24 protein-coding genes are annotated in these 22,831 nt (G+C 63.6%); 15 read left to right on the forward strand and 9 right to left on the reverse strand.

Features of this window, described 5'->3' with window-relative positions; translation table 11 throughout:
- Positions 1-77: 77 nt before the first annotated feature.
- The 11 genes from tapV (at position 78) to purF (ending at position 13,049) form a co-directional block, all read left to right on the forward strand.
- Entirely contained in the window at positions 78-2,996 is a 2,919-nt protein-coding gene (gene tapV / locus F7R11_RS08345; protein ID WP_064802574.1) for a FimV/HubP family polar landmark-like protein TapV, read from the forward strand.
- Positions 2,997-3,077: 81 nt separating this feature from the next.
- On the forward strand, positions 3,078-3,902 hold the full coding sequence (gene truA / locus F7R11_RS08350; protein ID WP_064802576.1) for a tRNA pseudouridine(38-40) synthase TruA: 825 nt from the start codon (positions 3,078-3,080) through the stop codon (positions 3,900-3,902).
- Between the two features lie 14 nt (positions 3,903-3,916).
- A complete protein-coding gene (locus F7R11_RS08355) occupies positions 3,917-4,615 on the forward strand; it encodes a phosphoribosylanthranilate isomerase (RefSeq protein ID WP_064802579.1) in 699 nt (232 codons plus the stop codon).
- Between the two features lie 94 nt (positions 4,616-4,709).
- Entirely contained in the window at positions 4,710-5,903 is a 1,194-nt protein-coding gene (gene trpB / locus F7R11_RS08360; protein ID WP_021194909.1) for a tryptophan synthase subunit beta, read from the forward strand.
- Positions 5,904-5,919: 16 nt separating this feature from the next.
- On the forward strand, positions 5,920-6,738 hold the full coding sequence (locus tag F7R11_RS08365; RefSeq protein ID WP_021194908.1) for a DNA-methyltransferase: 819 nt from the start codon (positions 5,920-5,922) through the stop codon (positions 6,736-6,738).
- Positions 6,739-6,753: 15 nt separating this feature from the next.
- Positions 6,754-7,551 carry a tryptophan synthase subunit alpha gene (trpA, locus tag F7R11_RS08370; protein ID WP_021194907.1) on the forward strand — a complete coding sequence of 266 codons (798 nt, stop codon included), beginning with the start codon at positions 6,754-6,756 and terminating at the stop codon, positions 7,549-7,551.
- Between the two features lie 37 nt (positions 7,552-7,588).
- Positions 7,589-8,461: an acetyl-CoA carboxylase, carboxyltransferase subunit beta gene (gene accD / locus F7R11_RS08375; RefSeq protein WP_021194906.1), complete on the forward strand. Its 873-nt coding sequence runs from the start codon at positions 7,589-7,591 to the stop codon at positions 8,459-8,461.
- A 105-nt stretch (positions 8,462-8,566) separates the two neighbouring features.
- Positions 8,567-9,865: a bifunctional tetrahydrofolate synthase/dihydrofolate synthase gene (folC, locus tag F7R11_RS08380; RefSeq protein WP_021194905.1), complete on the forward strand. Its 1,299-nt coding sequence runs from the start codon at positions 8,567-8,569 to the stop codon at positions 9,863-9,865.
- 101 nt (positions 9,866-9,966) lie between these two features.
- Positions 9,967-10,833, forward strand: a complete 867-nt coding sequence (locus F7R11_RS08385; RefSeq protein ID WP_064802582.1) for an SPOR domain-containing protein — start codon at positions 9,967-9,969, stop codon at positions 10,831-10,833.
- A gap of 81 nt (positions 10,834-10,914) precedes the next feature.
- The gene (locus F7R11_RS08390; RefSeq protein WP_064802584.1) at positions 10,915-11,412 is read left to right on the forward strand and encodes a CvpA family protein; all 498 of its coding nucleotides are present in this window, start codon (positions 10,915-10,917) and stop codon (positions 11,410-11,412) included.
- 98 nt (positions 11,413-11,510) lie between these two features.
- Positions 11,511-13,049, forward strand: a complete 1,539-nt coding sequence (purF, locus tag F7R11_RS08395) for an amidophosphoribosyltransferase (protein WP_064806249.1) — start codon at positions 11,511-11,513, stop codon at positions 13,047-13,049.
- An 82-nt stretch (positions 13,050-13,131) separates the two neighbouring features.
- On the opposite strand, the gene F7R11_RS08400 is transcribed toward purF, so the two are convergent.
- The 4 genes from F7R11_RS08400 to F7R11_RS27480 all read right to left on the reverse strand — a co-directional run bounded on the left by F7R11_RS08400 (position 13,132) and on the right by F7R11_RS27480 (position 15,843).
- Positions 13,132-13,953 carry an ABC transporter permease gene (locus tag F7R11_RS08400; RefSeq protein ID WP_021194901.1) on the reverse strand — a complete coding sequence of 274 codons (822 nt, stop codon included), beginning with the start codon at positions 13,951-13,953 and terminating at the stop codon, positions 13,132-13,134.
- A gap of 25 nt (positions 13,954-13,978) precedes the next feature.
- Complete coding sequence (nodI, locus tag F7R11_RS08405; RefSeq protein WP_064802586.1) at positions 13,979-14,941, reverse strand: nodulation factor ABC transporter ATP-binding protein NodI; 963 nt, start codon at positions 14,939-14,941, stop codon at positions 13,979-13,981.
- A 157-nt stretch (positions 14,942-15,098) separates the two neighbouring features.
- Positions 15,099-15,299, reverse strand: coding sequence for a YMGG-like glycine zipper-containing protein (locus F7R11_RS08410; RefSeq protein WP_021194899.1), 201 nt, complete (start codon positions 15,297-15,299; stop codon positions 15,099-15,101).
- Positions 15,300-15,447: 148 nt separating this feature from the next.
- Entirely contained in the window at positions 15,448-15,843 is a 396-nt protein-coding gene (locus tag F7R11_RS27480; RefSeq protein ID WP_315853982.1) for a CsbD family protein, read from the reverse strand.
- Positions 15,844-15,882: 39 nt separating this feature from the next.
- Between F7R11_RS27480 and F7R11_RS08420 the strand changes: the two genes are divergently transcribed.
- From F7R11_RS08420 to F7R11_RS08435, 4 genes are all read left to right on the forward strand, one after another.
- The gene (locus tag F7R11_RS08420) at positions 15,883-16,380 is read left to right on the forward strand and encodes a phasin family protein (protein ID WP_064802588.1); all 498 of its coding nucleotides are present in this window, start codon (positions 15,883-15,885) and stop codon (positions 16,378-16,380) included.
- A gap of 263 nt (positions 16,381-16,643) precedes the next feature.
- Positions 16,644-16,877: a hypothetical protein gene (locus F7R11_RS08425; RefSeq protein ID WP_021194895.1), complete on the forward strand. Its 234-nt coding sequence runs from the start codon at positions 16,644-16,646 to the stop codon at positions 16,875-16,877.
- A 145-nt stretch (positions 16,878-17,022) separates the two neighbouring features.
- Entirely contained in the window at positions 17,023-17,343 is a 321-nt protein-coding gene (locus tag F7R11_RS08430) for a hypothetical protein (protein WP_021194894.1), read from the forward strand.
- A gap of 396 nt (positions 17,344-17,739) precedes the next feature.
- Positions 17,740-18,153 (forward strand): GlcG/HbpS family heme-binding protein, encoded by a 414-nt coding sequence (locus F7R11_RS08435; protein ID WP_021194893.1) that lies wholly within the window; start codon positions 17,740-17,742, stop codon positions 18,151-18,153.
- Between the two features lie 224 nt (positions 18,154-18,377).
- Here F7R11_RS08435 and hemP read toward each other — a convergent pair whose 3' ends face one another.
- The 5 genes from hemP to F7R11_RS08460 all read right to left on the reverse strand — a co-directional run bounded on the left by hemP (position 18,378) and on the right by F7R11_RS08460 (position 22,816).
- Positions 18,378-18,653 carry a hemin uptake protein HemP gene (gene hemP, locus F7R11_RS08440; RefSeq protein WP_064802590.1) on the reverse strand — a complete coding sequence of 92 codons (276 nt, stop codon included), beginning with the start codon at positions 18,651-18,653 and terminating at the stop codon, positions 18,378-18,380.
- 165 nt (positions 18,654-18,818) lie between these two features.
- Positions 18,819-20,834: a BCCT family transporter gene (locus tag F7R11_RS08445; protein WP_082932797.1), complete on the reverse strand. Its 2,016-nt coding sequence runs from the start codon at positions 20,832-20,834 to the stop codon at positions 18,819-18,821.
- A gap of 141 nt (positions 20,835-20,975) precedes the next feature.
- Positions 20,976-21,389: an ExbD/TolR family protein gene (locus F7R11_RS08450; protein WP_021194890.1), complete on the reverse strand. Its 414-nt coding sequence runs from the start codon at positions 21,387-21,389 to the stop codon at positions 20,976-20,978.
- An 11-nt stretch (positions 21,390-21,400) separates the two neighbouring features.
- The gene (locus F7R11_RS08455) at positions 21,401-22,129 is read right to left on the reverse strand and encodes a MotA/TolQ/ExbB proton channel family protein (RefSeq protein WP_021194889.1); all 729 of its coding nucleotides are present in this window, start codon (positions 22,127-22,129) and stop codon (positions 21,401-21,403) included.
- Between the two features lie 36 nt (positions 22,130-22,165).
- Entirely contained in the window at positions 22,166-22,816 is a 651-nt protein-coding gene (locus tag F7R11_RS08460; protein ID WP_021194888.1) for an energy transducer TonB, read from the reverse strand.
- Positions 22,817-22,831 lie beyond the last annotated feature (15 nt).

The following is a 22,831-nucleotide window of genomic DNA, read 5'->3' on the forward strand; positions in this document are numbered from 1 at the left end:
CGCCTATTGGGTGAACTTGCTGCGCTAACTCGTTGATGTTAAGTTCGTTTGCACATTAAAAGATAACGGAGTCGAAGGTGAGGGTGAGCCAATACCGCCGGAGAGAAACGTCCCATCGCAGTCCTAGCTGGTCGGCCGTCGCCATTGCTGCGGCAAGCCTGTTGCTGATCCAGCCCGCAGCGCATGCAGCTGGTTTCGGCGCGCTGCATGTGCGTTCCAGCCTTGGCCAGCCGCTGCAGGCCGAAATCGATCTGACCGGCGTGACGCCCGAAGAGGCGCAGAACCTGGTCGCCAAGCTGGCTACTCCGGATGCTTATTCGCGCGCCGGTCTGAGCTACAACCCGATCGTCTCCTCGCTGCGTGCGTCGCTTGAGCGCCAGTCGAATGGCAACTACGTGGTGCGCCTGCGATCCACCCAGCCCGTCGCCGAGCCGTTTGTTGACGTGCTGGTCGACCTGAACTGGGCAAGCGGTCACGTTTCGCGCGCCTATACCTTCCTGTTGGACCCGGTGGGCTCCAGCAATACCGCTCAGAATTTTGCGCCGACGCCGGTGGTTCAGGCTACGACGCCAGGCGCCGCTGAGCCTGCCGCGCCCGCACCGGCCGCTCAGCCGCAGGCCGCGGCCCCGGCGGCAGCAGCGGCCGCTGCGCCTACGCGCCAACCGCGTACCGCACCTCGCCAAGCTGCGCGCCCGCAACAGGCTGCGCCTGCTGCTTCGGCGCCGGATGCTACGCCGGGCGGTTCGTATACCGTGCAGCGCGGCGACAGCCTCTACGACATCGCGTCGACGGCCTCGCAAGGCCAGGACGCTGTGTCGCTCGACCAGATGCTGCTGGCGATGTACCGCAACAACCCCAATGCCTTCATTGGCGGCAATATCAACCGCCTGCGTACCGGTTCCGTGCTGAAGGTGCCGTCGCAGGCTGATGCGCAGAAGGTCTCGCCGCGTGAAGCGCGCCGCGAGGTGGTCGCGCAGACGTCTGGCTTTGCTGGCTATCGCAATCGCCTGGCAACCGCCGCTGAAGCCAATGCCGCCACCGATACCGATTCGGCTCGCCAGCAAAGCGGCAGCGTGTCGGCCCGTGTGCAGGATCAAGCAACGCCGGCGGCCAGCGGTCGTGACGAGCTGCGCCTGTCGAAGGCCGATCGCACCGGCAAAGCCAACGCTGCTGCGCGTGACGAAGAACTCGTTGCCAAGGAGCGTGCGCTCAAGGATATGGAATCGCGCGTTGCCCAGTTGGAGAAGAACCTCTCCGACATGCAACGTCTGGTGGAACTGAAAAACGCCGAGTTGGCAAAGGCCGCCAGTGCAGTCAAGCCTGCTGCGGGCGCGGCGCCGGCAACGGCGGCACCTGCTGTGGCGGCTGCCAACGCACCTGCTCCGGCGGCTGCAGCGGCATCGTCCACGTCGGCACCGGCTCAACAGGCCGCCCAAGCAGTCGCTACCGCTCCGGCGGAAACTGCCGCAGCAGCACCTGCTGCTTCGGCAACTGCCGCAGCAGCGTCTGCACCGGTGGCTACTGCCTCGGCGCCGCAGGCGGCGGCCAGCGCACCGGTTGCGGCAGCGTCGGCACCTGCTGCTGTGCCGAAGAAGGCACCGGTCGTCGTGGCTCCGCAGCCGCCGATCGCAGAGGAGTCGTTCTTCTCATCGCTGCTGGGCAACCCGATGGCGCTGGGCCTGGGTGGTGTCGTGGTCGCGCTGCTGGGTGGATTGGCGGTGTATCGTCGCCGTCAGCAGAAGCCTGAGCAGGCACATGGCTTCCAGGACAGCCTGTTGTCGCAGGAAAGCACTGTAATGGCGGGTGCGAACTCGCTGTTCGGCGCGGCCGGCGGTCAAAGTGTCGATACCTCGCAGCACAGCGTGTTCGGTGCGGATTTCCGTATTGGCGGCAGCAACGAGAGCAACGAAGTCGATCCGATTGCCGAAGCGGATGTCTATATCGCCTACGGTCGCGACGTGCAGGCCGAGGAAATTTTGCGCGAGGCGCTGGAACAACATCCGGATCGCCAAGCTATTCGTTTGAAGTTGATGGAAATTTACGCAAATCGTCAGGACGCACATGGCTTCCAGACCATTGCAGAAGAAATGCTGGCGCAAGTCGGCGCCGCCTCGCCGGAATGGGCCGAGGCCGCTGCGATGGGTCGCAAGTTTGATCCCGCCAATCCGCTGTACCTGACGGTGCAGGGTGACACGCCGTATCCGGCGTCCGAAGTGCATGCCGAGCACAACCATGTAGGTGCCGCTGCTGCAGGTGCAGCCGCCCTTGCAGGCGTGGGTGCCGCTGCCGCAGCGGAAGCCTTCAAGCCGACCGTGACAGGTGAAACCACCCGCCGCGGCGACGACTGGACTACGTTGTCCCCGGATCTGGATCCGTCTGCGCCGTCGACCAAGGCCCCGCAATTGGCCGATCTGGACCTGCCGCTGGAGTCGTTCCCGGCTCCGGCTGCTGGCGATCCGATCACCGCATCGGCTGACGCTGCCGAGGTGTTCAAGCCGCACGCCGAGCCGGAAGTCGATCTGCCGCAGTTCAACGCACACGCTGGTGAGGCTTACCAGCCGGTGTCTGCGCCGCCGATGCACATGGACCTGTCGGACCTGTCGCTGGATCTAAATCCGACGCCGCCGGCAACCGAGGCGGCACCGGCCGCTCCGGCTGCCGTGGCTGAAGAAAGCCTGCCGGCCTGGGCTCAGCCGGCGGATCTGTCTCAGGCGCCGATGCACTTCGATGCCGACCCGCATCACGCCGAGCATGAACATGTTGCCAACGATGAGCCGCAATCGGCCATCCGCCTAGACACCAACCTGCCGCACACGCTGTCCGGTGAGCATGGCGCCGATGGCGTGCGCGATCTGCAGATCAAGTTCGACTTGGCCAAGGCCTATATCGAGATCGGCGACAAGGAAGGTGCTCGCGAACTGCTGCAGGAAGTGCTGGACCTGGGCGACCCCTCGTTCCACGCCGAGGCACAGGCCCTGATGCGTCAGATCGGCTGATCGACCCAGCCTCAAGCATCGCCAGCGCCGGCAGGGTGGTATCCTGCCGGCGTTTTTCTTTCCGCAGAGGATTCACAAGGCATGACGCGCATCGCGCTCGGCATCCAGTACGACGGTGCCGCGTTTTCGGGGTGGCAATCGCAGCCACACGGCAATACCGTGCAAGACATGCTGGAGGCGGCATTGCGCCAGTTTGCCGGCGTGCCACTTCAGACGACCGTCGCAGGCCGCACCGACGCTGGCGTGCACGCACTGGGACAGGTTGTGCACCTCGACACCGACCTCGTACGCGATCCGTTCTCGTGGGTGCGTGGCACCAACGCCTTTCTGCCATCGACCGTGGCAGTGCGCTGGGCGCAGGAGATGTCGGAAGACTTCCACGCGCGCTTCTCTGCGCATCGCCGCACTTACTACTACGCGCTGACCTTCGGGCCCACGCGCGCGCCGCTGCTCGAAGGCAAAGCGGGCTATGTCATGCTGCCGCCCGGCAAGTCGCTTGACGTGGCAGCCATGCACGAGGCCGCCCAAGTGCTGGTCGGCGAGCACGATTTCTCTTCTTTCCGTGCAGCGGAATGCCAGGCCAAGTCGCCGGTGAAGACGATGTATTCGATGGAAGTGCGAGGCGAGGGGGAGTGGGTGTTTGTACGCATTCGCGGCAGTGCCTTCCTGCATCACATGGTGCGCAACATCATGGGCTGCCTGGTCGCGATCGGCCGCGGCCGTCAGCCGGCATCGTGGATGGCCGATGTGCTGGCCGCCCGTAGCCGCGTGGCTGCAGCGCCCACGTTCATGCCCGACGGCCTGTATCTGGCAGAGGTCGGCTATCCTGATGGCTTCTCGTTGCCGATGTCCCCGGCATCGGCCAGCCTGTTTCGCGGCGTGTTCGACGAGCACGCCGGCCTGTGAATCCCACTTCTGCCATGTCGTTGCATCGTACTCGTATCAAGCTCTGTGGCCTGACCCAGCAGGCCGACGTCGATCATGCCGTCGCGCTGGGTGCGGATGCCATCGGTTTGGTGTTCTATCCGCCCAGCCCGCGTTACGTTGCTACGGAGCGTGCCGCCGAGTTGGCCCGCCGTGCCGGCCCCTTTGTCACGGTGACGGGCCTGTTCGTCAACGCCAGCGCGGACGACATCGCCCGCATGCTCGACCAGGTGCCGCTTACGCTGCTTCAGTTCCATGGCGACGAAACGCCCGAGCAGTGCGCGGAGATCGCCGGGAAGGTGGGGCTGCCGTGGCTGCGCGCCCTGCGTGTTCAGCCGGGAACCGATTTGGTAGAATTTGCCGATCGGTTTGCCGCTGCCCAAGGCCTGCTGCTCGACGCATTTGTTGAGGGGTATGGCGGTGGCGGCCACGTCTTCGACTGGACCCTGATTCCCCCGCAATGGCTCCCGCAATCGCCATCCTTGCCAACAAGCGCCGCTCCTCGGCTCGTTTTGAGTGGTGGGTTGAGCGCGCAAAACGTCGCTGGCGCGATTGAGCGCGTGCGGCCCTACGCTGTTGATGTCAGCAGCGGGATCGAGGCCGCACGGGGCGTGAAAGACCACGCCCGAATGACTGCATTCGTGCGTGCGGTCCGCGAGGCCGATGCCGCCCTGGGCACATCGGTGCAAGCCTGAGCCAGTCTGGCAGGTCCCTCGCGGTTCGCACCTTCCTGAATTTCTCCGCTGACTTGGACCCATGTGTCTTCGGCGGACGTCCCGAGAGATCGCCATGTATAACCTGCCTGACGCCCACGGCCATTTTGGCCCCTACGGCGGCACCTTCGTTGCTGAAACGCTGTCCCACGCGCTGGATGAACTGCGCGATGCCTATGCGCGCTACCAGCACGATCCCGAATTCATCAAGGAATACGAGTACGAGCTGAAGCATTTCGTCGGCCGTCCGTCGCCCATCTATCATGCAGCCCGCCTGACTGAGCATTGCGGCGGCGCGCAGATTTACCTCAAGCGCGAAGATCTGAACCACACCGGCGCGCACAAGGTGAACAACGTCATCGGCCAAGCACTGCTGGCGCGCCGCATGGGCAAGCCGCGCGTGATTGCTGAGACCGGCGCTGGCCAGCACGGCGTGGCGACGGCCACCATCGCGGCGCGTTACGGCATGGAATGCGTTGTCTACATGGGCAGCGAAGACGTGCGCCGCCAGGCCGCCAACGTCTATCGCATGAAGCTGCTGGGCGCGACCGTGGTGCCGGTGGAATCCGGCTCGCGCACGCTCAAGGACGCGCTGAACGAAGCGATGCGCGACTGGGTCACCAACGTGGCCGACACCTTCTACATCATCGGCACGGTGGCGGGTCCGCACCCGTATCCGATGATGGTGCGCGACTTCCAGGCCGTGATCGGCGAAGAGTGCAAGGTGCAGATGCCCGAGATGATCGGCCGCCAGCCGGATGCCGTGATCGCTTGCGTGGGCGGTGGCTCAAACGCCATGGGCATCTTCTATCCGTACATCGACCATGCCGACGTGAAGCTGATTGGCGTGGAGGCGGCGGGTGAGGGCATCGAGACGGGGCGCCATGCGGCGTCGCTTACGGGCGGTTCGCCGGGCGTGCTGCACGGCAATCGCACGTACCTGCTGCAGGACGACGACGGCCAGATCATCGAGACGCATTCGATTTCGGCAGGCCTGGACTACCCGGGCGTGGGTCCTGAGCACGCCTGGTTGAAGGATGCGCACCGCGCGGAATACGTCCCCATCACCGACAAGGAAGCGCTGCAAGCCTTCCACGATCTGTGCCGCATGGAGGGCATCATTCCCGCGCTGGAATCGAGCCATGCGCTGGCATATGCCTGCAAGCTGGCACCGACGCTGCCGAAGGACAAGATCCTGCTGGTGAACCTGTCGGGCCGCGGCGACAAGGACATGCACACCGTCGCCGAATTCTCCGGCATCACACTCTAACGGCACTGGCACCCGCATGACCGAGCGCGCCATCGACGGCATCTTCAACGAGGACTGCATCACCGGGGTCGGGCATCTGGCCGACGGCAGTGTGGACCTTGTCATCGCCGATCCGCCGTACGGGCTGGGCAAGGACTACGGCAACGACTCCGACAAGCTGTCGGGCGATGCGTACCTCGCCTGGTCCGAGCGCTGGATCGATGCGGTGGTTCCCAAGCTGGCGCGCAACGGCTCGCTCTACCTGTTCTGCACGTGGCAATACGCGCCGGAACTGTTCGTGATGCTCAAGCGGCGTCTGACGATGGTCAACGAGATCATCTGGGATCGCCGCGTGCCCAGCATGGGCGGCAGCACGCGCAAGTTTTCGTCGGTGCACGACAACATTGGCTTTTTTGCCGCTTCGCGTGATTACTACTTCGATGTCGATGCCGTGCGCATTCCGTACGACGCGGAGACCAAGAAGGCGCGCAGCCGCAAGCGTTTCGAGGGTAAGAAGTGGCTGGAAGTCGGCTACAACCCGAAGGACGTGTGGAGCGTGTCGCGCCTGCACCGGCAGGATCCGGAGCGCGCCGAACATCCGACGCAAAAGCCGCTGGAACTGGTGGAGCGCATGATCCTGGCAAGTTGCCCGCCGGGCGGCCTGGTGCTGGACCCGTTCCTGGGTAGCGGCACCACGGCTGCTGCGAGCGCGCGCCTTGGCCGCCGGTTCGCCGGCTTCGAGATCAACGCCGACTATTGCCGCGTGGCGCGTGAGCGTGTGGCCGCTGTGCATGCCGCAGCCTCGAACGCCCAACCGACTGATTCTGAGGCGCCTGAGACCATCAAGGTCGCCTGACAAACCAATCCCCCTATGTCCCGCATCGCTCAAACTTTTTCGCAACTGTCCGCGCAGGGCCGCAAGGGCCTGATTCCGTTCATCACGGCGGGCGATCCGTACCCCGAGATGACCGTTGACCTCATGCACGCGCTGGTCAAGGGCGGCGCCAATGTCATCGAACTGGGCGTGCCGTTTTCTGACCCGATGGCCGACGGCCCGGTTATCCAGCGTGCGTCTGAACGCGCATTGGCCCAGAAGGTGGGCCTGCGTACGGTGCTGGAATACGTGCGCACGTTCCGCGCTACGGATGCCACGACGCCCGTGGTGTTGATGGGCTATGCCAATCCGATCGAGCGCATGGGCGTTGACGCCTTCGCCAAGGCTGCGTCTGAAGCGGGCGTGGACGGCGTGCTGGTGGTCGATTACCCACCTGAGGAGTGTGACGACTTTGCCAAAGCCATGAAGGCCGTCGGGATCGATCCGATCTTCCTGCTGGCACCCACCTCCACCGAGGCGCGTATTGCGCAGATCGCCCGCGTGGCCAGCGGCTACATCTACTACGTCTCGCTCAAGGGTGTGACCGGCGCGGCGACCATCGATCTGGATGCCGTGGCTGCACGCATCCCGCAGATTCGCCAGCATGCGCGGCTGCCGGTGGGCGTCGGCTTCGGCATCCGTGATGCGGCAACTGCACGTGCCATCGGTGGCGTTGCCGATGCCGTGGTCATCGGATCCCGCATTGTGCAATTGCTAGAAGAGGCTCCGCGCGAACAAGCGGTACAATACTTGACTGATTTCATCGCGGAGATCCGCCAGGCGCTGGACGCCTGAGTCACATTCTTCGCGCGAGCGCATTCAAGGAGCACGCATGAGCTGGCTGGACAAACTGCTTCCGCCCAAGATCCAACAGACCGATCCGTCGCAACGCAAGGGCATTCCGGAAGGCCTCTGGATCAAATGCCCGGCTTGCGAGTCGGTGCTGTACCGTACCGATATCGAAGCCAATCTGCACGTTTGCCCGAAGTGCGATCACCACATGCGCATCGGCGCGCGTGCTCGCCTGGATGCGCTGCTGGACGCAGAAGGCCGCTATGAGCTGGGCCAGGAGATCCTCCCGGTCGATCCGCTCAAGTTCAAGGACAGCAAGAAATACCCTGACCGCATCAAGGCCGCCATGGACAACTCCGGCGAGACCGATGCAATGGTCGTGCTGGGTGGCGCCATTCATGCGCTGCCGGTGGTGGTGGCCTGCTTCGAGTTTGAGTTCATGACCGGCTCGATGGGCTCGGTGGTGGGTGAGCGCTTTGCACGCGGCGCGCAGATGGCGCTGGAGCAGAAGGTGCCATTCATCTGCGTGACGGCGTCGGGCGGCGCGCGTATGCAGGAAAGCCTGCTGTCGCTCATGCAGATGGCCAAGACCACGGCGATGATCCAGAAGCTGGCCGAGGCCAAGCTGCCGTTCATCAGCGTGCTTACTGATCCGACCACGGGTGGTGTGTCCGCCAGCTTTGCCTTCATGGGCGATGTGGTGATCGCTGAACCCAAGGCAATGATCGGCTTTGCTGGCCCGCGCGTGATCGAGCAGACCGTGCGTGAAAAGCTGCCGGAAGGCTTCCAGCGTGCCGAGTTCCTGCTGCAGAAGGGCGCCATCGACATGATCGTCGACCGCCGCAACATGCGCCGCGAGATTGCCGAGCTGCTGGCGCTCTTGCAGAAGCAACCGGCCGACGCACTGGCCTGATGCACCACACCTGTTGAACCGAAGCGCGGGCGAGAGTCCGCGCTTCTTGTTTTTGCGCGGCAGGTTTGCCTAAGCGCAACCCCGGCCGCGCCACACATCGTTCGCATGCCTACATTCGATAACCTTCCCGATTGGCTGGCCCACCTGGAAACCGCGCACCCGGTCGGCATCGACATGGGCCTGGCCCGCATCAGCTGCGTGCGTGACGCGCTCGGGCTGGAGTTCAAATCCGTCGTCTTTACGGTTGGCGGGACCAACGGCAAGGGCTCGACCTGTTCGATGCTGGAGGCGATGCTGCTGGCGGCCGGCTACAAGGTTGGCTGCCATACGTCGCCACACCTGATCGATTTCAACGAACGCGCCCGCGTGAATGGCGAGATCGCCACCGACGCGATGCTGCTGCCGCATTTCGAGGCCGTTGAACGCGCGCGCTGCAGCTTCCCGGAGCCGGTCAGCCTGACGTACTTCGAGTTCACAACACTGGCGATCATGCATCTGTTTGCCAACGCCGGGCTGGATGCGGTCATCCTTGAGGTTGGGCTGGGTGGTCGTCTGGACGCGGTCAATATCATCGACACGGACTGCGCCATCATCACCAGCGTCGACTTGGACCACATGGCCTACCTGGGCGACACGCGCGAGGCGATCGGCTTTGAGAAGGCGGGGATCTTCCGCCCAGGCAAGCCGGCAATCTGTTCCGATCCGGTGCCGCCGATTTCGCTGGTCAAGCAGGCCGAGGCCGTTGGTGCTGACCTTTGGCTGATCGGCCGCGATTTCAACTTCCAGGGTGACAAGCAGCAGTGGGGTTTCAGCGGACGGGGGCGGCGCTGGCCGAGCCTCGGCTATCCGGCGCTGCGCGGTGCGAATCAGTTGCTGAATGCTTCAGCGGCGCTGGCGGCGCTGGAGTCGGTGCGCGACCGGTTGCCCATTTCGGCGCAGGACGTGCGCCTGGGGTTGTCGCAGGTGGCGTTGCCGGGCCGCTTCCAGGTCATGGCAGGCCGCCCTGCGGTGATTTTGGATGTGGCGCATAACCCGCACGCGGCAGCGGCGCTTGGTCAGAACCTCGAGAACATGGGCTTCTTCCGCTACACCTACGCGGTGTTCGGTGCCATGCAGGACAAGGACATCGCCGGGGTGCTCGGTCACATGCTCGACAAGGTTGACCATTGGTGTCTGACCGATCTGCCGACGCCGCGTGCGGCCAGCGCCGCGCGCCTGGAGCAGGCATTGACGGACGCCGGCTTCCAGCCGGGCAAGGAATCGAGTGTCAGCACATTCAGCGATCCCGCCACAGCCTATCGCAACGCCATGGAGCGTGCGACTGAGGATGATAGAATCGTGGTCTTCGGATCGTTCTTCACCGTTGCTGGTGTGCTTGCAGAGCGCAAGAACCGCGCACACTAGCCAAGCGCATTGCCAACATTGGGCAGCGCCGGGTCACAGGACGACCGGGCGTCGGCGCTGCCCTCGCATGCATCGTCTGAGAGCCAAACCGAGCGCAATCCATGGGACTGTTTTCCATTTTCTCCTCCCGCAAGAACGCTGAAGGCGAACGCTCGCGCGGCGCCGCTGGCAGTGCCGCCGATGTGGCCCGCGATGCGGTCCATGAATCGCGCACATCGTCCCGCGCATCGTCGAACTCCCGTAGCCGCGCTTCTCGCCGTGTGGACGATGACGACGATGGTCTCGACCCTGAGCTCCCGCAAAAGCAGCGCGCCCGTCGTCGATTGATCGGCGCGGTGGTGCTGGTGGGTGCTGCCGTGGTGGTGTTGCCGCTGGTGTTCGACGCCAAGCCGCGCCCCGTGACCGATGCGGTGGCCGTGCAGATTCAGGATCAACCGATCGACCGAGGCGCCAAGGCATCTACCGATGAACCCAAGGTGGCCAGCCGTCGTTCTGCGCCGCGCGCACCGGGCTCGTCGGCAGATCAACCGCAAGCGTTGGATCAGGGCGAAGAGGTGGTTGCTTCTGCTGACACACCGTCACCCAACTCGCCTGCACCCGCACAGAACACGCCGTCGGCTCAGCCGACACCACCCAAGACGGTCGCCAGCTTGACGCCGTCCGCAGATGCCAAGCCCGCCGCCAAACCGGCTCAGCCAGCGCCGCAGGCCGCCGCGCCCAGTGCAGATGCCAGCGGTAACAAGTTCGTCCTGCTGATTGGCGCGTTTGCATCTGAAGACCGCGCGCGCAACTGGTTGAGCAAGCTCAAGGCCGAGAAGATCCCCGGCTATATCGAACACAAGAAGGTGCCTGAGAAGGGTGATCTGGCGCTGTTGCGTGCAGGCCCGTTCAGCGATCGTGCCGCAGCGGAAGCCGCGCAGAAGCGCGCCGAGCAGATCGGCCTGACGCCCAAGCTCGTGCAGCAATAACGATGCCGGATCACGTGCACTCGCCAGATTCACTGACTTGTCACGTCACCCTCAGTCAAAGTCAATCCAAGCCGCTGCCCGATGCAACCGACTTTCTTTGACTATGGTGTGCTGTTCATCGTCGTCACGTCTGCGCTGATCGGGTTGTTTCGCGGGTTGATTCGTGAAGTGCTGGCGCTGCTTGGATGGTTGTTTGCTGCGTGGGTGGCGTATACGTTTTCGGGGGTAGCCGCAGGCTGGGTGCCAGAGTCGCTGCCGGGTGGACCGGTGGCGCGCACCATTCTCGGTTTCGTCCTACTGTTTATCGTGACGGTGATTGCGACGTCGCTGGTGGGGGCGCTGCTCTCGGCGGCATTGGCAAGCGCCGGGCTCAAGCCGGCGGATCGCGGCCTGGGCATGGTGTTCGGGTTGGCACGCGGTGGCGTGATCATCCTCGTGCTGATGACGGTGGCGGGCTTTACCAGCCTGCCCGAGCAACCGTTCTGGCGCGATGCGATCAGCCGGCCGTATGCGGAGGAAGCTGCGCGTGCTGCCAAGCCGCTGCTGCCGCCTGACGTCGCGAAGTATGTTCACTATTGATTCGGAGCGTCTGGCCACCAGCTAGACGATCTGGGAAGTTTTTTTCGGTGCCGGCAACGGGTGCGGGCGCCACCAATACGTTCTCGCTGGAGATCGACATGTGCGGTATCGTTGGCGTGGTTTCCTCCACGCCGGTCAATCAGCTGATCTATGACAGCCTGTTGCTTCTGCAACACCGGGGGCAGGATGCGGCTGGCATTGCCACTGCGGCTGGCAACACCTTCCATATGCACAAGGCCAATGGCATGGTGCGTGACGTGTTCCGCACGCGCAACATGCGCGGCCTGCCGGGCACGAGCGGCATCGGCCAGGTGCGTTATCCGACCGCTGGCTCTTCCAGTGAAGAAGAGGCCCAGCCGTTCTACGTCAATGCGCCGTTCGGCATCGTGCTGGCACACAACGGCAACCTGACGAACTCCGATCAGCTGCGCGAAGAGATGTTCCGACGCGATCGTCGTCACATCAACACGCAGTCGGATTCTGAAGTCCTGCTCAACGTGCTGGCCGACGAACTGCAGCGCGCCAGCAATGACATCCCGCTGGATCGTGATTCCATTTTCACCGCCGTGGAGGGCTTGCACCGCCGCGTGCGCGGCTCGTATGCCATTGCTGCGGAGATCTCGGGCTACGGCGTGCTGGCTGTTCGCGATCCGTTTGGCATCCGCCCGCTGGCGCTGGGCAGCCAGGAAACGCCGGACGGCAACATCGAATACATGGTCGCCTCGGAATCGGTGGCGCTGGAAGGTATCGGCTTCAAGTTCGAGCGCGACGTGGCGCCCGGCGAAGCGATCTTCATCGACCTGGAAGGCAAGCTGCACACCAAGCAATGTGCCGAGAACCCGGTGCTGTCGCCGTGCATTTTCGAATATGTGTATCTGGCGCGTCCGGACTCGCGTATGGATGGCGTTTCGGTGTACGACGCGCGTCTGCGCATGGGCGACTACTTGGCCGAGAAGATCAAGCGCGAGGTAACCGACCCGATCGACGTGGTGATGCCGATTCCAGATTCGTCGCGTCCGGCCGCCATGCAGGTGGCCAACCACCTGGGCGTGCCGTACCGCGAGGGCTTTTTCAAGAACCGCTACGTGGGCCGCACCTTCATCATGCCGGGCCAGGCGGTGCGCAAGAAGTCGGTGCGCCAGAAACTCAACGCCATGGCGATCGAGTTCAAGGGCAAGAATGTGCTGATCGTCGACGACTCCATCGTGCGCGGCACGACGTCGTCGGAAATCGTGCAGATGGCACGTGATGCGGGCGCGAAGAAGGTGATCTTCGCCTCAGCTGCGCCGCCGGTGAAGTTCCCGAACGTGTACGGTATCGACATGCCGACGCGCGGCGAATTGGTCGCCTACGGCCGCACGCACGAAGAGATCGCCAAGATCATCGGCGCCGATCAACTCGTGTACCAGGACGTGGAAGACATGAAGCGTGCTGTGCGCGACGTCAACCCGGCGCTCAAGGACTTCGACGCGTCGTGCTTTGATGGCAAGTACGTGACGGGCGACATCGACGAGGCGTATCTCGATCGTCTGGAGACCGCGCGCAACAACTCGGCAGCCAATGCCGATCGCGACAACGCGCAGAACGATGATCCGCGTACGCAACTGCACCTGCAACGTTCCGCTGTGAACGAATAAGCGACCGCACCGCAGTCGCCGCAAACAAAAAGCCCGTCTTCGCAAGACGGGCTTTTTGTTGGGCGCTTGGTCTGCCGCGTTGTTACTTCAGCATGCGACGGCGCAGCAGCCACAGGCACAGCACGAGCGCGACAGCGGCGTAGAGCAGCAGCACACCCAGGTGCAGCAGAACGTTGTCCGGTGTGCGGCCCAGCATCAGCGGGCGGATCAGCTCCACCGCGTGCGGTAGCGGCAGCACGTTCGTGATCGCGCGCACGGGTGCCGGCAGTTGCGACAGCGGGAAGAACACGCCCGAGAGCAGCATCATCGGCGTGATCACCAGCGTCTGATAGAACATGAAGAAATCGTAGTTGGGCGCGAGCGCCGTCATGTTCATCGCCAGGCAGGCAAATGTGAAACCCGTGAGCACGATGACAGGCAAGGCGAGCAACGCCTGCGGCATCGATGCATAGCCGAGAACGCCCGCCACCAGCATGATCGCTAGCCCCGAGAGCACGGACTTGCTGGCCGCCCAGATCAGCTCACCGAGCACCACGTCACCCAGGGTGAGCGGCGCATAGAGAATGGCTTCCCACGTGCGCTGCACGTGCATGCGTGAGAACGCCGAGTACATCGCTTCGAAGCTGGCTGACATCATCGTGCTGGAAGCCACGGTGCCGGCAGCCAGGAACGCGATGTACGACACACCGTCGATATGCCCGACCAGCAGGCCCAGGCCGAGCCCGAGACCAAACAGGTAGATCATCGGATCGGCCAGATTGCCGGCGAGCGACGGAATGGCAAGCTTGCGCCAGACCATGAAGTTGCGCAGCCAGATGGTCTGCCAGTTCCGAAAATTGAGCGGCCGCAGCGATTGCGGATACGCCTGTTGCGGGGCTGCGGTAAGGGTGGCTTCGTTGGACATGGGGGGCTCGTTCAATCGCGCTGCATCAATCCCGCATCTCGCGGCCGGTCAGACGCAGGAACACGTCTTCAAGATTGGCGGGACGGTGCAGGTAGCGCAGGCCGGGCATGGTGTGCGTTTCGGTCTGCGTGCGCAGGGCGGCCACCAGCGGCTGCGGATCGCGGGCGTAGCAGAAGAGGGTTTCGCCGCTGGTTTCTACGCGCTCGGCAAGGGGCTCGAGCAACGTGCGCAGGGCGGAGAGATCGTCGCCGTAGACTTCCACCACGTCGCAGCCGATCTCGCGTGCGATGAGTTCGTGCGGCTTGCCTTGCGCGATCTTGCGGCCGTTGTCGATCACGCAGAGCTCATCGCACAGGCGCTCGGCCTCTTCCATGAAGTGCGTGGTCAGCAGAATGGTCTTGCCGCCGGCCAGCAGTGAACGCAGGCGCTCCCAGATCAGGTGGCGGGCTTGCGGATCGAGCCCTGTGGTGGGCTCGTCCATCACGAGGATGTCCGGGTCGTTGATGAGCGCGCGCGCCACCGTCAGCCGGCGCTTCATGCCACCGGAGAGCGCACGTACCGGCGCATCGGCTTTTTGCTCAAGCCGCGCGAATTCCAGCAGGGCAGGGATGCGCTCGCGGATGGCTGCGGAGGACAGGCCAAAGTAGCGGCCGAAGATGCGCAGGTTTTCCGAGACGGTGAAATCGGGGTCGAGGTTGTCGAACTGCGGCACCACGCCCACACGCATGCGTGCACGGTGCGCAAACTCGGGAACTGCCTCGCCGCACAGCTGCAGCGCGCCCGCATCGGGCATCGTCATGCCAAGCAGCATGCGCAGCGTGGTGGTCTTGCCGGCCCCGTTGGGGCCCAGCAGGCCAAAGCATTGGCCGCGCCGTACGGAAAAACTCAGGTTGTCGACGACCATTTGATCGCCATAGCGCTTGCGCAAGCCTTCGACGCTCAGGATCGGTGTGCTGCTCACGCCAAAGCCTTGTTGCTCGTATCGCACATCGCCTCCGTTGCAAAACGCTGATTATGCGCTTGCGTCGGCATATGCGTATGCGGGGAATGTGCGATGGCGCGGACCGCGCTCAGATAGCAGAAAGGGCCAGACAACACTGTCTGGCCCCTGCCTTGCAGCGCATGAACGCTGCGGATGTGGCGGACTACTTGGTGGCGGCGTTACCGATCACGCCACCCAGTGCCGCGCCACCCAGCGTTGCGCCCGGGCCGCCCCAGATGGCTGCCCCGGCGACGCCACCTGCGGCCGCGCCCAACGCGGTGTTGCGCTGCTTGGGCGTCATGTCCGCGCATCCGCTGACGGATGCCAACGCGGCCGCCAGTAACAAGGATACGAAGGCACGCATAGCACACTCCTTTTGTCGTTCGTATGCCCGTATTAAAGGCCGCGCAGGGTGCCATGTGCAGTGGCCGATGCCTGAAAACGGTGTAAGCCGATTCCCACACATGCAACGCGGATTCCGGCGCGGAAGTTCCGCCCTTTCTTGCGTACTGCTAGCGGTCCAGCGTTTTCTTCACCTCTTCACGAACATCGCCCATGGTGGCGCGAGCCTTGCCGATGTTCTTTTCGATGTTGCCCTTGAGCTGCGTTTTTTCATCGCCGGTCACCTTGCCGGCCACTTCCTTGATCTTGCCTTTCGCTTCTTGCAGACGGCCCTTCACTTGATCTTTATTCATGGTGTCGATCCCTCTGTTGGTCGGCCGGTGCAGGGGTCGTCCACCGGCATTGACGAGTGGCGCAATGCCACCGTTGCAGCTTACAGCGTGTGATTTTCGTGCCCAGGCGACGTTGTCCGAAAGACCTGTAGGACAAACGGGGATGTCACAGAAATAGGCTTGACCGATGGCTACACTGAAACGCCCGGCCGTGTCGGCACGCGCCGGATTCATTCATCCACCATTCTCACGATCCCCAAGGGAGATAGCGACATGATGACTCTGGAGCAACTCGGCATCCTGCACCGATCGCAAATCGAGGCGTGGCTGGCCGTTACGGAAGAAGCTGTTGACGGCGTCAACCGCCTGATCGGGCTGAATCTCCAGGCACTCAAGGCCGGCTTTGGAGAGACGGAGCAGTGCCTGCACGAGGCGGCCGGCGCGCAGGATGCCGGACAGTGGTTCGGTGCGCAGGCGCGGTTTCTGCAGCCTGCCGGCGAACGTGTCTCCGGCTATACGCGCAACTTCATCGAGATCGGTGTGCAGACGCAGAACGGCATCACGCGCGCGCTGCAGCGTCATGGTGATGAAGTGCGTCGTCAATGGGGCTTCGTCGCAGAGAACCTGGCCGACGCTGCGCCCCCGGGCGCCGAGGTGGCCGTGAAGTTTCTCAAGGCAACGGTCGGGCTGGAAGTGGCGGCTGCTGAAGCCGCAGAGGCGGCCGTATCCGAAGCAAGTGGCGTAACCGACAAGAACGACGCCGCACATTGAGTACTCCTCCACACGGGGGAGGTTCGTCGGCAGTGGGCCGACATGGATTTCGGCGCAGTCCTACAGGGCGTTGCGGGCAGGCTTCGATACGCGCGCCAGGCGCCGATTTCTACACTTCCTACATGTCCATCAACATGAAGGAGGTGATCGTGCCCTACCTGGTTGCATGGTTCCTGGGCCTTCCCGCGTTCGTGTTGCTGCTGATGTGGCTGTTCGTGCATTGATGCGCGCAGCCCGATCCCTCAACGCGAACCGGAGGATGTATGACCTTCCGAGGCGATTGCAAGATCGAAGTCTCTGCCTATGAAATTTCCCCCAACGCCTGGCGCGCAGAAGTCAGCATCCTGCGCGTGAGCGACGGTGAAATCCTGTTGCCGCGTACCACTGTGCGCGAATCGATCAACACCTATTCGAATGCAGGCACCGCACTTGAAGTTGCGCGGGCCTATGCAGAGGCGATGATCACTGCGGGTCAGTTCGATTGCAGCCCGGCATGACAAGACGCGGTGGTGGCCTTGTGGCGTTACGTTCTGTTACTAAATCGTCAGCACCGTATCACCTGTGTCTAAGGCCCTGAATACAATACAGATACCGTAATCGGCGCTGGTGCAGCTCTGACCCGGTGCCTTTAAGCAGTAGGTGATGACAATGATTCGACGTAATGGGCTGTTGATTGCAGGTGCAGCCGCACTGGCCGTGCTGGCGGTGCCGCAGATGGCGTCGGCGCACGTAAGCGTCGGCATTGGGATTGGTGTGCCGGTTGCACCCGTGTATGTGGCGCCGGCTCCGGTCTATTATCCGCCCCCGCCGCCGGCGTACTATCCGCCACCGCCGCCGGTCTACTATGGCGCACCGGCACCCGTGTACTACGGCCCGCCGCCTGTCGTGGTGGGCCCGGGTTGGTATCGCTGGGGTCCGCGCTATCGCTACTACGATGGCTATCACTGGCGTCGCTGGCGCTAAGCCGCACATCGCACACACAAGGCTCCTTCAGGAGCCTTTTTCTTTGCGAGTGCCAGCAAATTCGTGTACCGAAGACGCCGCGGCGATCGGCAACCAGGACGCGATGGCATGGTGCACTGTCGCATCGCAACATCAGGCCCGGGCTATTCCCGGGCTTTTTCTTGATACATCTTCGGCGCGTGCACTGCGTGCTAAGGTCGGCAAGAAGAACTGGCGCGCGGCGCATGCGCGACGATACTGGAGACACGAGATGTATCGGCTCATTTGCATCAGGTAGACAGGATCACGCTGTAGCAGCGACGCAGGCCAATGGCATACTTTCGCCCTATGCGAGCCCACTGCCAGCAACCCGCAGCCTTCGCACACTTGCATCACCACAACCAAGGAGAACGCGTCATGAAAACCAAGCCCTGCCTGTGCCAGGACGATGTCACCAAGATCCTGGATGCCGCCGAGAAGGAAGCACGCGCGCACCAGTGGGCCGTGACAATTGCCGTGGTTGACGATGGCGGCCATCTGATGGGCCTGCGCCGCATGGACGGCTGCGCCACCATCTCGTCGTACATCGCACCGGAGAAGGCGCGTACGGCCGCGCTGGGCCGCCGTGAATCGAAGGTCTACGAAGACATCATCAACAACGGCCGCATCTCGTTCCTGTCGGCGCCGCATCTGCAAGGCATGCTCGAAGGCGGTGTGCCCGTGCTGGTGGAAGGCGTATGCGCCGGTGCAGTCGGTGTGTCGGGTGTGAAGTCGGCGGAAGATGTGCAGATCGCCAAGGCGGGCATCGCCGCCGTGCACGTGATCTGCTGAGTTGCCGATCGCGAAGACGCGAATCGAAGGAGAAGGGCGCGGCGCAGGTCGCGCCCTTTTTCTTTGGGCGCTCGCCCGGATGGGAACTGGCGGGAAAGAACGGCTTGGCTGGCAGTCGTCCGGCAGACGGGTCTGGTGTCTGCCAACGCGAAGTGACGATGGCTGGCTACTGCCGAATGTCTCCTGAGAGAGACGTCCCCACAAAAGTCAGTACGTGCTGCGTGCTACTTGGTCAGGATCAGTTTGCCGAAGCGCGTGACGCGCAGCGTGTAGATCGCACCGTTGTGGCGGATGGCGACAGCGCTCTGGCCGGCAAACAATTGTTCGGAGGTCATGACCCGCGTATCACCGATGGTTGCGGGGATGGCTTCAACGGTTGGTGCTGCTGCAGGCGCGGTGGCCGGTGCGGCATTGAGGCCAGCCGGGCGCTGACGGGCCACGATGACGTGGCGACGGCGGGTCACGGTGCGTCCTGCATCTTGGTGTTCGGCAGCATTCATGGTGAAGGTCCTGGCTGGCGGAAAAGCGTTGACTGGCAAGGGATTCCAGCGAATGCCAAGCAGTCTAAATGAGAATCGTTATCATTACAAGCGACATCTGACGATGTGCTGATGGCTGCCCGCCGGCCCTGAAAAAAGAAACCGGGCACATGGCCCGGTTGCGTCTCAGGTATGACCCGGCGCTTCGCGCAGGAGGGTCGTGCGCTCGTCTGTGCGTTGGGCGCGGTAGCGCTCGTAGTGGCGCAGGATGTCGGCGATGATCTCTTCGCCGCGCAGGTACTCGATGTCGTAGCCCTCGCGACCGTCTTCGAAGAAAGTGACGGGCTCATGGGTGAGCGCGTGGTCGGGTGCCGCTGCCTGGCTTGGTGTCGCGACGGGCAGCGCTTTGCTTGCGCTGCGCACGCCGTAGACGAAATCGCGGTCCGATGGATCGGGGATGACCAGGCGCACGCTGTCTTCGGCTTCGAGCACGTGCGCCTCGATACCGCGCCGGCTCAGTTCCGTCACCACGTCGTTCATGGCGGGCCGCACATGCGTGGCGAGGAAGGCGCGCACGTCGGCCTCGGTGGACGGGTTCACCATCTGCGCAAGACGCTGGCGCCAACGCTGGCCACTCCAGAAGGATGTGGCAGGAGCCAGTTCGCGCGAGTAGTGCGCGCGGTCAGCCGACATGCCACGCCACAGGCCATAGCAGAGCAGCAGCATGATGATCGCGACCGGCAGGGCAGCAATCAGCGTCATCGCCTGCAAGGCCTTGAGGCCGCCGGCCAGCATCAGGATGGCGGCCGTTGCCCCGAGCACGACCGCCCAGAACAGCCGTTGCCACACCGGTGAATGCACGGCGCCACGCGAGGCGATCGTGTCGATCACGAACGCGCCGGAATCGGCCGAGGTCACGAAGAACACGGCGATCAGCACGATGGCCAGCCACGACAGCGCCGTGGTGCCGGGAAAGTAATCGAAGAAGTGGAAGAGCAGGGCATCGACATTGCCTGCGGTGCGCGCGAGGTCGCCGGCTGCCTGATGGGTGTCGAGCCAGATCGCGCTGTTGCCGAAGGCGGTCATCCACAGCAGGTTGAACGCGGTCGGCACGATCAGCACGCCGATCACGAACTGCCGCACCGTGCGCCCGCGTGAGATGCGCGCAATGAACATGCCGACGAACGGCGACCACGACACCCACCACGCCCAATAGAGAATCGTCCAGCCGCTGAACCAGCCGGACGAGTTAGGTGGGGTGTAGGCAAAGGTGCGGAACGACAGGTTGACCAGGTTCGACAGGTAGTTGCCGACGTTCTCGCTGAACGCCTGCAGCAGAAAGACGGTGGGGCCCGCAATGATGACGAAGGCCAGCAGCAGGAAGGCCAGCGTCAGGTTCAGCTCCGAGAGCCGGCGCACGCCGTTGCCGAGCCCCGACGCGGCCGACGCACCGGCCAGCAGCACCACCACGCAGATGAGGCCCACGCGGAAGGTGTCGGAATCGGTTTGCCACCCCGCCACCTGATGCAGGCCCGCGCCGAGTTGCAGCACGCCGTAGCCAAGCGTGGTGGCAATGCCGGCAATCGTACCGATCAAGGCAAAGGCATCTACCCCATGGCCCAGCACACCGTTGATGCGCTCACGCAGGATGGGATACAGGCCCGAGCGCATGGTGAGCGGCAAGTTGTAGCGGAACGCGAAGTACGCCAGCGCCAGGCCCATCACACCGTAGATGGCCCAGGCATGCAGGCCCCAGTGGAAGAAGGTGGAGAGCATCGCTTCGCGCGCGGCAAGGGCAGTCTGCGGTGCGACGGTCGGCGGTTGCAGGTAGTGCTGCATCGGCTCACCCACGCCGAAATACATCAGCCCGATGCCCATGCCGGCTGCGAAGAGCATCGCCGTCCAGGAGACGAAACTGAACTCGGGTTCGGCCTCGTCGGGGCCCAGGCGGATGTCGCCGAACCGGCTGGCCGCCACGATGATCAAGAACACCAGGAAGCCCGTAACCGCCAGCATGTAGAACCAGTCGAAGTGCCCTGTGACCCAGCGTTGTGCGACGCCGAAGGCGCGATCGGCCAACTCGGGCTGTACGGTGCACAGCACGAGCAGCAGGACCAGTACGACCAGCGATGGCACAACGACCTGTGGAACCAGGGTGGTGCGCGGCGGCGCGATGTCGGCAGGGGCGGGAGAGCTTGCCATGTAGGATCCTTCTGATTGCGGGGATGGCCGCAAAAGTACCGCCAGCGCCGCTCCTTTGCAAATGGAAGGAGCCAGAAATGACAAACCCCCGTGCAAAGACGGGGGTTCGAGCCGGTGTGGCGGGATGTTGTGTCAGCTGCCTTAGTTGCGCTCAGGCTCCGTCACGAAGCCGATGCGCGCCAGGCCTCCACGCTGGATGGCCGCCATCACCTGAGCGACACGCTCGTAGCGGACGTTGCGATCCGCACGCAGGTGCATCTCCGGTTGCGGCTGCTGTTGCGCGGCCTGTGCAATGTTGGCCTGCAGCGTGGCTTCATCCACCGGCTGGTTGTTCCAGAACGCCTGACCTTGCGCGTTGATCTCGACATTCACGCTTTGCGGCTTGGCGTCGTCGGGTTTGTTCGATGCGCGCGGCAGGTCGATCTTCACCGCGTGGTTGATCACAGGAATGGTGATGATGAAGATGATGAGCAGCACCAGCATGACGTCGACCAGCGGCGTCATGTTGATCTCGTTCATCACCTCGTCATCGTTGTCGAAGGTACCGAAGGCCATCGTGGCTCTCCTTACTGCTGCTTGACCGAGGCCAGACGGACGCTGGCATCGTCGCGCGAGGCACCCGGACGCAGGCGCGCACCGGTCACGAAGTAGGCGTGCAGGTCATGCGCGAAGCGGTTGAGCTTGGCGATGATGGACTTGTTGCCACGCGTGAGCGCGTTGTAGCCCAGCACGGCCGGAATGGCCACGGCCAGACCGAAGGCCGTCATGATGAGCGATTCGCCAACGGGGCCCGCCACCTTGTCGATGGTCGGCACGCCCGATGCGCCGATACCCAGCAGGGCGTGATAGATGCCCCACACCGTACCGAACAGGCCCACGAACGGTGCCGTCGAACCCACCGAGGCCAGCACGGCCAGGCCCGATTGCATCTGGCCGACCGACTCATCAATGGCGCTCTTGAGCGAACGCGTCAGCCAGTCAGAGATGTCCATCACATCGTGCAGTTGCGGCTGGCTGGCGCGGTGGTGCTGCGCGGCTTCTCGGCCGGTTTGCGCGAGTGCGTAGAACGGGTTGTCCTTTGGACTGCCAAGCGTCTGCATGGCGTGGTCGAAGTCGTCGGAGTGCCAGAAGCGCTTTTCAGCGCCTTGCGCCATGCCTTTCAGGCGCACGATGTCCCACGCCTTGGTGAGGATGACGATCCACGAGGCGAGCGACATGATCAGCAGCAGAATGGCCGTGCCGCGCGCGACGATATCGCCTTGTGTCCAGAGATGGGAAAGACCGAGTTCCTGCATGATGAGTGTCCTGAATTGAGCGAGAGACGGATCGGATTAATTATCGAGCTTGAAGACATACGGCTTGCTTGCCACAACGGGCACGGCATGGCCGTTCTGCTTGTACGGGGTGCACTTGATGGAGCGGGCCGCTTCAGTGGCGGCACGGTCCAGACGCGGTGAACCGGAAGACGACGTGAGCGCCACGTTGGTGACCTCACCTGCAACGCCGATGGAGAGTTTGACCATGGCGCGGCCTTCCTCGCCCATCTTTTGCGACATCGACGGATACACGGGCTGCGGATCGCTGCACTGGATATCGTTGATGCCCACGCTGATCGGGCCACTGGGCGCCGGGGCCGGTGCGGGTTCTGCGGGCGGCGCGGGTGGTGCAGGCGGCGTGGCCGGCGCCACGGGTGCGTTGTCCGACGGCGGCAGGTTGGGCGTCGGCATCGGTGTCGGCTTGGGTTGCGCCACCGGCTTGACGATGTTCACCTGCTTGGGCGCTTCCTGTTTGACCGGCTGCTGCTTGGGCGGCTCCGGCTGCTTGATGGGCTCTGGCGTGGCGGGGATGAGGTTGACCTGCAGCTCAGGCGGCTCCTCCTTGCTCAGTGGCGACTTGATCAGGCCAAGCTGAATCAGCATCAGCACGCCCGCGTGCAGCAACAGCACGACCACCAGAATCTTGAGAGTACGAGGGTGAATCATCAACGACCGGGAATC

The organism is Ralstonia insidiosa, from assembly GCF_008801405.1.
GTDB classification, from domain to species: Bacteria; Pseudomonadota; Gammaproteobacteria; order Burkholderiales; family Burkholderiaceae; genus Ralstonia; species Ralstonia insidiosa.

Excerpts from the sequence above, each read along its gene's own strand:
- truA (WP_064802576.1), top strand. The coding sequence starts at position 3,078 with ATGACGCGCATCGCGCTCGGCATCCAGTACGACGGTGCCGCGTTTTCG.
- F7R11_RS08355 (WP_064802579.1), top strand. The coding sequence starts at position 3,917 with ATGTCGTTGCATCGTACTCGTATCAAGCTCTGTGGCCTGACCCAGCAG.
- trpB (WP_021194909.1), top strand. The coding sequence starts at position 4,710 with ATGTATAACCTGCCTGACGCCCACGGCCATTTTGGCCCCTACGGCGGC.
- F7R11_RS08365 (WP_021194908.1), top strand. The coding sequence starts at position 5,920 with ATGACCGAGCGCGCCATCGACGGCATCTTCAACGAGGACTGCATCACC.
- trpA (WP_021194907.1), top strand. The coding sequence starts at position 6,754 with ATGTCCCGCATCGCTCAAACTTTTTCGCAACTGTCCGCGCAGGGCCGC.
- accD (WP_021194906.1), top strand. The coding sequence starts at position 7,589 with ATGAGCTGGCTGGACAAACTGCTTCCGCCCAAGATCCAACAGACCGAT.
- folC (WP_021194905.1), top strand. The coding sequence starts at position 8,567 with ATGCCTACATTCGATAACCTTCCCGATTGGCTGGCCCACCTGGAAACC.
- F7R11_RS08385 (WP_064802582.1), top strand. The coding sequence starts at position 9,967 with ATGGGACTGTTTTCCATTTTCTCCTCCCGCAAGAACGCTGAAGGCGAA.
- F7R11_RS08390 (WP_064802584.1), top strand. The coding sequence starts at position 10,915 with ATGCAACCGACTTTCTTTGACTATGGTGTGCTGTTCATCGTCGTCACG.
- purF (WP_064806249.1), top strand. The coding sequence starts at position 11,511 with ATGTGCGGTATCGTTGGCGTGGTTTCCTCCACGCCGGTCAATCAGCTG.
- F7R11_RS08400 (WP_021194901.1), bottom strand. The coding sequence starts at position 13,953 with ATGTCCAACGAAGCCACCCTTACCGCAGCCCCGCAACAGGCGTATCCG.
- F7R11_RS08410 (WP_021194899.1), bottom strand. The coding sequence starts at position 15,299 with ATGCGTGCCTTCGTATCCTTGTTACTGGCGGCCGCGTTGGCATCCGTC.
- F7R11_RS27480 (WP_315853982.1), bottom strand. The coding sequence starts at position 15,843 with ATGAATCCGGCGCGTGCCGACACGGCCGGGCGTTTCAGTGTAGCCATC.
- F7R11_RS08420 (WP_064802588.1), top strand. The coding sequence starts at position 15,883 with ATGATGACTCTGGAGCAACTCGGCATCCTGCACCGATCGCAAATCGAG.
- F7R11_RS08425 (WP_021194895.1), top strand. The coding sequence starts at position 16,644 with ATGACCTTCCGAGGCGATTGCAAGATCGAAGTCTCTGCCTATGAAATT.
- F7R11_RS08430 (WP_021194894.1), top strand. The coding sequence starts at position 17,023 with ATGACAATGATTCGACGTAATGGGCTGTTGATTGCAGGTGCAGCCGCA.
- F7R11_RS08435 (WP_021194893.1), top strand. The coding sequence starts at position 17,740 with ATGAAAACCAAGCCCTGCCTGTGCCAGGACGATGTCACCAAGATCCTG.
- hemP (WP_064802590.1), bottom strand. The coding sequence starts at position 18,653 with ATGAATGCTGCCGAACACCAAGATGCAGGACGCACCGTGACCCGCCGT.
- F7R11_RS08445 (WP_082932797.1), bottom strand. The coding sequence starts at position 20,834 with ATGGCAAGCTCTCCCGCCCCTGCCGACATCGCGCCGCCGCGCACCACC.
- F7R11_RS08450 (WP_021194890.1), bottom strand. The coding sequence starts at position 21,389 with ATGGCCTTCGGTACCTTCGACAACGATGACGAGGTGATGAACGAGATC.
- F7R11_RS08455 (WP_021194889.1), bottom strand. The coding sequence starts at position 22,129 with ATGCAGGAACTCGGTCTTTCCCATCTCTGGACACAAGGCGATATCGTC.
- F7R11_RS08460 (WP_021194888.1), bottom strand. The coding sequence starts at position 22,816 with ATGATTCACCCTCGTACTCTCAAGATTCTGGTGGTCGTGCTGTTGCTG.